The following is a 9,627-nucleotide window of genomic DNA, read 5'->3' on the forward strand; positions in this document are numbered from 1 at the left end:
CATGCAATTTGAGTTACTTAACTATCATCACGACGCTAAGCTTCTTGCCTTTGAACTTGCCAATAAGCAATGGTTTGAATCACTAATAGAAGCTAGGCCTAATACATTTTATTCACTTGAAGGTATCGAAGAACACATCAAGCAGTTAGATGTTATGCATAAATTAGGTAAATCACGCAGTTATGTAGTACTTCAAGAAGATGAAATTGTCGCTCGCGCAAATCTAAAAGATATTTCGCAAGGATCGGCAGCCGTCGGTTATCGTGTCGCGCATCAAAAAACCTCTATGGGTCTCGGTAAGCATTGTTTATCCCATCTAATATCTACTGCTAAAGAGTCGTTAATGTTAAGTAGATTACATGCCCAGGTACTCGACAACAACCCAGCTTCATTGCATCTGCTTCAAAGAGCAGGCTTTGTTAAAACACGTACAATTCAAGACTTTCTCAGTATCAACAACCAGCGATATAGCTGTCACGAGCTTTCATACAATCTAACAAACGATTAAGACATGGACCCACAATGATAGCCAAACTAAAGCAGCACCTTGTCAAACTCCTCATTGGACTCATTGTGATATCGGCAGCCATATATCACCTGAGTTTCTATGTATTGCCGAGTATTAGCGTAGAGAACAACTCTGGAGTAACCATTACAACAGCTCATGTTTATTTACCTGCAAGTCGCTTAGACTATGGCCAACTAGCGCCCAATCAAAAAAGCACCTTGCATTACATGCTTAAACAACCCGATGGTCAATATGGCTTTGCCTTTATGCTCTCAAACGATACCCTGCTTGAAGGCACCTGTGGCTATGTCACCAATAACGAAGTGCATAAACGAGTAACAATCACAGTGAACAAGAATCGCGTTGTGTGCAAATAACCCAAATCGCATTGCGTAATCACGCGAGAAAATTTACCCTATTTGGCATGATTAACGGACGCAAGGAATCAACACTCAGTCAATGGAAGCATTAAGAGAACTCATTGCCCTACTTTTATTTATCTGTTCAACGGTTTTACTCATTGTACTATTCAACAACACGTTTGATTGGATTCAATTGGTCATAATCTTTTCAGGATTTCTACTGGCATATTTTATATGGCCAAGTAAGCGGAAGAATCAGAGAAAGCGTGAAAATGCGCTACTTGATATCTTAGAAATCATTGTTGAATTACCAATTGAATTACTATTTTGGCCATTTAGGGTATTGTGGCGAGTTATTCGCCGAGCTGATAACATATTGGATATCTGAGGTTCGCCACTCGGGCCTCATCACACTAATTTGAGGCGAAAATATGGATATTCAAAATTTGCTAACATTTGTTGCAGTTGCAACATTACTCGTTATCTCCCCTGGCCCTAATGGTCTGTTAATAACGAAAACTGTTGCATCATCAGGTGTTAAATCAGCATTCGCCAATATTTGGGGCTTTGTTGCAGCGTTCTACCTCCATGGCACACTATCTCTGCTCGGTATATCCGTTATTTTGCTTCAATCTGCACAAGCCTTTTTCTTGCTAAAGATAGTGGGCGCAGCTTACTTGATATGGATTGGTGTCAACGCTATTATCAACGCACTTAGCACTAGTAACTCACCTCAAATTAGTAACGAGCAATCTCGTCATAGTACTCCAAGCTTTAAACGATCTTTTCTAGAAGGCTTTCTAACAAATGCGTTGAACCCAAAGGTATCGATGTTCTATCTAGCTGCTTTCCCACAGTTCATTACGTTGGGTGAAAGCACGCTAACAGCATATACGCTTATATCTGCTCATGCATTGGTAAACATTGTTTGGTTCACAATGATGATTTTTGCGTTAACTCAGATAAAGTCACTTACGACAACCCCTAAATTCAAAAGATGGTTAGATTCATTAACCGGTGTAGTATTTATCGGGTTTGGTGCTAAGCTTGCGCTTATGAAAAGCGAATAAATATAGTCACTTAAAAAAACTAAACTGACTCAAGGAAGATACGTCAATGCCAACAGAAATGTTATTAACTTGGTTGCTATATTTTGGCCTCATCGCTGTTATTCTATTCGGGCAATGGTATGCCATCAAACAAGGCCACCTGACTGTAGCAACAGTAAGTCGCAAAAAGCGATTATTGTGGGCGATTATCATCTCAGCAATTATAGGGCTTAGTTACTTCGATAACGGCAATGCGCTTAATATAGCACTCAGCGTTGCAGCAGGTTACTACATTTATTTTCACAAAACTTTCTATTCATTCAAAACGAGAGAATGATGCGTTACGCGGATATCGAATATCCGCGCCATCAACACTAAGCGGTGTGATTATTCTTTAATTAATTTAATTTCACCGAAAACGTCAGCTGTTTTATAACCCAAGTTCTTATCGCCATTAACCGGGCTAATCTTATGTGATCCCATAAAATGCTCACGTGATTCGGAGCCATCGTTGTCACAGTAAGCCAACATGAATCCCATCGTTTTATTTTCCGTTAATGGGACGCGTGAATTAATTCTAGCGTGTGGTAAAAACATGTCATTGTGCACTTGTATAGCCACTTCCCAAATCACTTCATTTGGCTTATCCGCCTGACGCTTCCAAACGCTATCTATGTGATCATTTAATAACAGAAATTGTCCTTGCCCATTTTTTTGTAGGCCAATGTCAACGGCTTGATTATCAAGGGCAATATGATAGGCAAACGCGTTAAAATTAAACTGATGTTCACCACCAGAGTTATCTTCATCCAGAAAGACTTCCAAACAATCATCATCCCAATATCGTTCTAGTGGATTGGCGTAACGATCGTAGAGAATATCATCGGTGATCTTTGCAGCTAAATATAAGTAATTTTCATCCCATAAGAGCTTGTATGAACCAGAAAAATCTTCTGCACTAGGAATGCTTCCTACAATGTGATGTTCAAGGTGTTTCCATGATGTAGTTTGCCATGCAGCTTCTGATAACTTGCCATCAATTTCTATTGGTAGCGGTGTATAAGGTACATCTTGGCCAACGCAGTGCATACTTGCGAGTAAACACATAGGTGCAAAAAAGGTAGAAAACTTCATTTACTTGGTCTCAAATATGGCTAATTCATTTATATAAGCAATAGCTTGTTGGGCTTGCTCGGCAGTTGAGTCTAGCACTGGCAACGACAATACGTTCGTTTCATCAGACGCTAGCGGCTCAAAAAGTTCAAGCTGGCTCTTTAACATAGTGCTTGGAGCAAAATGCCCTATTCTATTTTCAAGGCGTTCAAAGATAATATCTTCGTCACCTTCAAGCAATATACCTAAACTATTTTTATTTATGCTCATCAATTGTTTACGCTGTGCAGCAAACAAGCCTGAATATGCTATCACACATGGCTTATATTTATGGGTGAACAAAAATGTTGTGAGCCTGTTAAGCCATTTCAATCGTGTTGCTTGATCAATACTTTGACCACTCGCCATAATTGCTTTGGCCTCTTCACTATGAAAATCATCCGCATCAACCATCTCAATGTTAAGGGAGTTTGCGATTTCTTGAGCCAATGTTGATTTGCCCGTACCACTGACCCCCATCACAAATACATAAACGGCGCTATTCAAGGTGTTTTCTCGGTAAATGGACTTCAAGCTGATAGCGCGCACCAGCCTCTACGTTACAAATAACTGGCTTATCAAGCGAAGTACCATTGAGCCAACATTGCATACTTTCAATGTCTTTTTGCTGATATTCAAAATTAATGTCAGCACCTCTAAAATGTCTTGTACCCGACAACCTAGTGAGATGCTTAGGTAATTTAGGTTGCACAAGTAAACGACCTTGCTTTCCTTTTAAACCACATAACTCTTCGACGATACATCGATAAAACCAAGCCACAGTTCCAGTATTAAATAAGTGACTCGACTTGCCTGCATGCTCAGGGAATTGGTGATAGGCACCACGATAATAATTAGGCACAAAATGAGGCAGTTGCCCACGGATGATTTGATCAGTTTCCGTGGGCAACATTTTAGCGAGCACTGCAAACGCCATATCATTTTCACCAATTTGATAAAGGCTATAGGCATAAAAGACACTGGCGTGATTATACACCGAGCCATTTTCGGCAATCCCTGCTGATTTTTGAGTTAAACGGCCAATACCTTCATCCATTTGGGTGTAACTTGGTGCAAGCATCGTCACGCCAAACGGGGTATATAACTGTTTTTGTACCTCATTGAGCAGACTATATTGTTTCGCCGGACTAACAGCTTCAGCCAATAATGCCCAACTTTGCGGGTTCAGGTAAATTCTGCCTTCAACATCAGATTTAATACCAAAACTTCGACCATGGTCATTAATACCACGCGCGTACCAATCACCATCCCAACAATGAGTATTAACCGCATTATTAAGCGCAGTTTTAGCTTCTTTGAATTCAGCAATTTTATCCGCTAATGAGCCTTGTAGATTTTCAGGTAAGTAATCATTAATCAATCGAATGAAACACTCAATACTATAAGCAGTCGCTAAACTAAGCCAAGAAGAGACCCCCTTTCCGTTGTGCCCCACCATGTTCATTGGATCACACCAGTCACCTTGGTTAATAAAACACAAGCCCCGTTCATCTCGTTGCTCGAGCAAATATTCTATAGACTTGGTAAGGTGTAGGTATACCGGTGCTTGCTCATCGCTATCTTGAAAATCGAGTTGTTCCAACAACAACTCAGTATCATTAGTTTCATCCAAATAACACAATAAACTGATACTTAACCATGCACTATGATCTCTATGTGGTACTTGATTAATATACTTAAGCTCTGCTGTTTCGTTTAACAAAATACCATCTGGCAACTCACCAGAAGCGTGCTGTTGAGACATAGTTCTAACAAACGCTCGTCTGGCTTTCGTTGGCGCTAGAAAGCTCAAGCCCATATTATCTTGCAAATAATTTCGTGTTTGAGGATCTGTGGTCAAACGGTTGGTTGTACCGTGCATATCGATCTGTCTTGGAAGCCATGTGTTGATATAGTTAAACAACCAAGATTCACTGCCAATAATGCCAGTGTGCTCCTGTATACTGACATTGGCCGACAATGAAGGCGATATGCTTGATTCATCGCTAAAGGCCACGTGTTTGATTGCGTCTATTTCATCCACATTTTTAGCAGCACCAAATGCCCATTTGTTTTCAAACGCTTCATTCGGCGCTAGTTCGATGTCATATTGCATCGCCGCACATGCCACTTGATATTGTGTCCCACAATTAGGTAGTGAGCGTTGTCTAAGCGCCGTTGGATTTGATAAGCCGCCCTCGCCTTCAAACAACTCTTGGTTAGCCAACCAAGCATCTGGTGATCTCTCACTGATAAGAAAGGTTTTATCTTTTAACTCTTGATTTTCAAAATACTGCGACACTTTTTGATATGGCGTTATCGCACTGGCAATAATTGCATTTAACGTCTCGTCATAGTCTGCACTTTGGTTCATCCACGACTGATAGCCGACAGTAAAATAGGGATAAAGTGCTACCCGTTTTACACTACCTGACTGATTAACAATACTGATATGCCAACATTCAGCGATATGTGCGTTACAGAGTGAAACCCTAATGTTGATATTCAGGTCATTATGTGAAATTCGCCATGATATTTGGCCCTTTTCCTGTATGAATACAAATGAATCAGTACGTTTTCTACAAGGCTCATACGGTAGTGAAATCAGCTCGCCAGTAATCAAGTCTTTTAAGTAAAAGAATCGCCCCGGATGATGAGCATAATAATGATGCTCAGGCTGAATAAATGTCGTTGCCTCTAAATTTGGCCCAAAGCTATATTTTGCGGGTTCTGGTTGCAGAAACTGGCTAATAGCATAGCCACGACAATTTAGTTGCAACAACATTTTATCATTGTAGAGATAGCCATTGGCCTTTGGCATAGTAACTGGGCTAGTTAGTGTAACCTGCTCGTCAGTTACCGAGACGAGACGGGCTGTAGCATCTAGTTTTGCATCTTCTTTAGCCACGTGCTGTCCCCTCACCTAACTCGCCGTCTTCATCAAAAATTTCCTGTTGAAGTTGAGCAACTTTGTCGTCAGATAATGGGTAGAAGCTAATAATAGCAACAGCAATAACCGCAAAAACTCCTGGAATGATCGTCATCAACAATAAGATGCCTTCATTCGATTGAGCCGTTTGCTCTTGGTTGGCAACATAGCCCATAGAGGCAAGCAAATAGCCAATCATAGCGCCAGCTAAAGCGCCTCCTAGCTTTTGTGAAAAAGCAGCGGCTGAAAAAATCATTGCGGTAGCTCGTCGCCCGGTTCGCCACTGAGAATAGTCTGCAGTGTCCGCATACATGGAGAAAACGAGTGGTGATTTAGGACCTAAGAAAAATCCAATCAACGCTTGTGTTACAAACATTAACGTAATTTGGCTTTTATCGATGAAATAAAACGCAACCGAGAGAACCGACACCAAGCTCATCAATATTAATAACAAGCGCTTCTTGTCAAAAAAACGCATCATTATCGGGGTACTTGCAGCACCAAGCGCTAAAGCGATGAGGTAAGTCATCGAAAAGCTACCAATTAAATCTGGCCTTTCGACAAAATATTTAAAGTAAAATGTACCCGTTGATGCACGTAATGATATGGTCATCATGATGACTAACGCTAAAACGAATAGCACCAACCACGGCTTGTTCTGGCCGAGATCTTTGATGTCTTGCATTACACTTGTTTGCTGATGTTGTGGTGGCGAAATACGCTCTTTAGTTGAAAAGAAAGTTAGAATAAATAACGACGCGGCAATACAGCCATATAAGGCCATTGTAAGTTGCCAACCAACTTGCTCATTGCCATTACCAAGGTACTCAACAAGTTCAGGTGTCATGTACGCCACAAGGCTACCGCCGGAGAACGCACCAATGAATCGAAAACTAGTTAACGAGGTTCTTTGTTTGGCATCAGCAGTAACAACGCCGAGCAATGCTCCATATGGTACGTTAATAAAGGTGTAAGCCAACATCATAAAAATGTAGGTGGCGTAAGCCCAAATCACTTTTCCATTATCACTTAAATCAGGTACGGTGAAGGTCAAAATACCTGCCGCCGCAATAGGAATAATGCCCCAAATCAAATATGGACGGAACTTGCCATACTTTGTATTTGTTCTGTCTGCGATGGCGCCCATAATGGGATCAGAAAACGCATCAATGATACGAGTAACGAGCATCATCGTGCCAACTACAGCGGGTGGAAGTCCAAAAACGTCGGTGTAAAAGATAAAAAGAAAAACGTCAAAAACACGCCAATAAAAATTTGAGGCGACGTCGCCACAGGCATAACCAAGCTTTTCTTTGAGAGACAATTGGTGGGACGCAGAAATACGCGACATAGCTAATTCCTTTTATTATTAATTAGCAAACATAATATTCAAATTTTGTGCGCTAGCTTCCCCACCTACACTAGCTAAACTTGAAAACACAACAAAAATGTAAGCGCTTTCAAATCAATTAAATAAAGGTTAACTGGTGATCAAATAAAACACAAGCATTTTTGTAAAGTACCACTTGGAAAAGCATTGTATTTTGTCACGAATACAAAAAAGCCACGAACTATGTCGTGGCTTTTGCATGATGATAAATTTTCATCAATTAGCTGTTTGCAATACGCTCAGCTACTACAGCTAGTGCCATATCGATACGTGCAACAACTTTGTCTTGAGGTAATAGCGCTAAAGTTACGTCTAACGACGGCGAGTTACCTGCACCAGTCGCTGCTACTCGTAAAGGCATACCAACTTTACCCATACCAACTTCTAATTCTGCAGCAGTCGCATTGATTGCTTCATGAATAGCTTCAGGCTGCCAATTATCTAACGCTGCTAGTTTTTCTTTAACTAATGTTAGTGGCTCTTGCGCTACACCGCGCAGGTGTTTTTTCGCTGCTGCTGCATCAAACTCAGTAAAGTCTTGGTAGAAATAGCTAGAGATTTGCGCCATTTCTTTTAGCGTTTTAACACGGTCGGCTTGTACTTTAACGATTTCTTCCAACGCTGGACCATTTGCAGTTTCAATACCTTGAGCCGCCATGTGCCACGCTAAGTGCTTAGCAACGTAGCTTGGATCCATTGTTTTCATGTAATGTTGGTTTACCCAAATTAGCTTGTCTGTGTTAAATGCTGATGGCGCTCGGTTACAACCTGATAAGTCGAATAATTCAATCATTTCTTCAATTGAGAAAATCTCTTGGTCACCGTGAGACCAACCTAAACGCACTAAATAGTTTAATAATGCTTCTGGTAAGTAGCCATCATCACGGTATTGCATAACGCTTACTGCGCCATGACGCTTTGATAAACGCTTACCGTCATCACCTAAAATCATTGGAATATGTGCATATACAGGAATGTCTGCACCTAATGCTTTTAAGATGTTAATTTGTTTAGGTGTATTAGAGATATGATCGTCACCACGAACAACATGAGAAACCTTCATGTCCCAGTCATCTACAACTACAGTTAAATTGTATGTCGGGCTGCCGTCAGAACGGGCAATAATTAAGTCGTCTAACTGTTGATTGCTAATCGTAATGTCGCCTTTCACTACGTCATTAATAACGACGTCACCCTCTAAAGGATTTTTGAAACGAATAACGTATGGCTTGTCTTCAGGGTAATCCGTGCGGTCACGCCACATACCGTTGTACTTTTCAATTTCACCTTTAGCTTTTGCTTCTTCGCGCATCGCTTCAACTTCTTCAGGTGTACAGTAACAACGGTAAGCATTACCCGACTCTATTAGCTGAGCGATAACTTCTTTATAACGGTCGAATCGTTGTGTTTGGTAGTACGGGCCTTTGTTCCAATCAAGATTTAACCAGTTCATACCATCTAAAATAGCATCAACAGATTCCTGAGTAGAGCGTTCAAGGTCAGTGTCTTCAATACGTAAAATGAAGTCACCGCCGTTTTTCTTCGCGTATAACCAGCTGTAAAGTGCCGTTCTTGCACCACCAACGTGTAAATAGCCTGTTGGGCTAGGGGCAAATCGAGTCGTTAAAGTCATATTTTGCTCACAAAGTCGTTTAATAAGCTATGTGCTTATTAATAAAGAGGGATAAAAATTGGGCGTTATTTTAGCAAGCAATTAAAATGAATACATCTTTATCTAGCGATTGTTTCAAATCCGTAGATAAAACAAACAAAATGTTGAAATTTATAGCGAACAAACACTTTTTCAAAAAAAATCTCGGTATTTTGTTGACAGCTTTTAACTACCCCCTATAATACGCCCCCACAGAGACGGACGATTAGCTCAGTTGGGAGAGCACCGCCCTTACAAGGCGGGGGTCACTGGTTCAAGCCCAGTATCGTCCACCACTCTCTGTAAAGATTATTTCTTATTGGACGATTAGCTCAGTTGGGAGAGCACCGCCCTTACAAGGCGGGGGTCACTGGTTCAAGCCCAGTATCGTCCACCAATAAGACAATAATTTTTGAATTTGGACGATTAGCTCAGTTGGGAGAGCACCGCCCTTACAAGGCGGGGGTCACTGGTTCAAGCCCAGTATCGTCCACCAATTAAAATCTCTATTTGCATACCGCATCGGACGATTAGCTCAGTTGGGAGAGCACCGCCCTTACAAGGCGGGGGTCACTGGTTCAAGCCC

At 41.1% G+C, this 9,627-nt stretch carries 10 protein-coding genes and 3 tRNA genes; 8 read left to right on the forward strand and 5 right to left on the reverse strand.

Annotated features, from left to right (window positions below; translation table 11 throughout):
• The first annotated feature begins 1 nt into the window (after nucleotide 1).
• The 5 genes from QQK05_RS16780 (at nucleotide 2) to QQK05_RS16800 (ending at nucleotide 2,256) form a co-directional block, all read left to right on the forward strand.
• Complete coding sequence (locus tag QQK05_RS16780; protein WP_284300764.1) at nucleotides 2-508, forward strand: GNAT family N-acetyltransferase; 507 nt, start codon at nucleotides 2-4, stop codon at nucleotides 506-508.
• Between the two features lie 14 nt (nucleotides 509-522).
• Nucleotides 523-885, forward strand: coding sequence for a hypothetical protein (locus QQK05_RS16785; protein WP_284300766.1), 363 nt, complete (start codon nucleotides 523-525; stop codon nucleotides 883-885).
• An 82-nt stretch (nucleotides 886-967) separates the two neighbouring features.
• A complete protein-coding gene (locus QQK05_RS16790) occupies nucleotides 968-1,258 on the forward strand; it encodes a hypothetical protein (RefSeq protein ID WP_284300768.1) in 291 nt (96 codons plus the stop codon).
• A gap of 43 nt (nucleotides 1,259-1,301) precedes the next feature.
• Nucleotides 1,302-1,940 carry a LysE family translocator gene (locus QQK05_RS16795; RefSeq protein ID WP_284300771.1) on the forward strand — a complete coding sequence of 213 codons (639 nt, stop codon included), beginning with the start codon at nucleotides 1,302-1,304 and terminating at the stop codon, nucleotides 1,938-1,940.
• A gap of 46 nt (nucleotides 1,941-1,986) precedes the next feature.
• Nucleotides 1,987-2,256, forward strand: coding sequence for a hypothetical protein (locus tag QQK05_RS16800; RefSeq protein WP_284300774.1), 270 nt, complete (start codon nucleotides 1,987-1,989; stop codon nucleotides 2,254-2,256).
• A 50-nt stretch (nucleotides 2,257-2,306) separates the two neighbouring features.
• Here the strand turns inward: QQK05_RS16800 and QQK05_RS16805 are convergent, their stop codons facing one another.
• The 5 genes from QQK05_RS16805 to gltX all read right to left on the reverse strand — a co-directional run bounded on the left by QQK05_RS16805 (nucleotide 2,307) and on the right by gltX (nucleotide 9,023).
• On the reverse strand, nucleotides 2,307-3,053 hold the full coding sequence (locus tag QQK05_RS16805) for a sugar-binding protein (protein WP_284300775.1): 747 nt from the start codon (nucleotides 3,051-3,053) through the stop codon (nucleotides 2,307-2,309).
• Nucleotides 3,054-3,578 carry a gluconokinase gene (locus QQK05_RS16810; RefSeq protein ID WP_284300777.1) on the reverse strand — a complete coding sequence of 175 codons (525 nt, stop codon included), beginning with the start codon at nucleotides 3,576-3,578 and terminating at the stop codon, nucleotides 3,054-3,056.
• On the reverse strand, nucleotides 3,571-5,979 hold the full coding sequence (locus QQK05_RS16815) for a GH36-type glycosyl hydrolase domain-containing protein (RefSeq protein WP_284300779.1): 2,409 nt from the start codon (nucleotides 5,977-5,979) through the stop codon (nucleotides 3,571-3,573). Before QQK05_RS16815 ends, QQK05_RS16810 begins: the two co-directional genes overlap by 8 nt.
• Entirely contained in the window at nucleotides 5,972-7,351 is a 1,380-nt protein-coding gene (locus tag QQK05_RS16820) for an MFS transporter (protein ID WP_284300781.1), read from the reverse strand. Before QQK05_RS16820 ends, QQK05_RS16815 begins: the two co-directional genes overlap by 8 nt.
• A 259-nt stretch (nucleotides 7,352-7,610) precedes the next feature.
• The gene (gene gltX, locus QQK05_RS16825; protein WP_284300784.1) at nucleotides 7,611-9,023 is read right to left on the reverse strand and encodes a glutamate--tRNA ligase; all 1,413 of its coding nucleotides are present in this window, start codon (nucleotides 9,021-9,023) and stop codon (nucleotides 7,611-7,613) included.
• Nucleotides 9,024-9,261: 238 nt separating this feature from the next.
• Here gltX and QQK05_RS16830 point away from each other — a divergent pair.
• From QQK05_RS16830 to QQK05_RS16840, 3 genes are all read left to right on the forward strand, one after another.
• A tRNA-Val gene (locus tag QQK05_RS16830) sits at nucleotides 9,262-9,337 on the forward strand.
• Nucleotides 9,338-9,362: 25 nt separating this feature from the next.
• Nucleotides 9,363-9,438, forward strand: a tRNA-Val gene (locus QQK05_RS16835).
• Between the two features lie 23 nt (nucleotides 9,439-9,461).
• A tRNA-Val gene (locus tag QQK05_RS16840) sits at nucleotides 9,462-9,537 on the forward strand.
• Nucleotides 9,538-9,627: the final 90 nt, after the last annotated feature.

Source organism: Thalassotalea loyana (assembly GCF_030161435.1).
In the GTDB taxonomy this organism is placed as follows: domain Bacteria; phylum Pseudomonadota; class Gammaproteobacteria; order Enterobacterales; family Alteromonadaceae; genus Thalassotalea_G; species Thalassotalea_G loyana.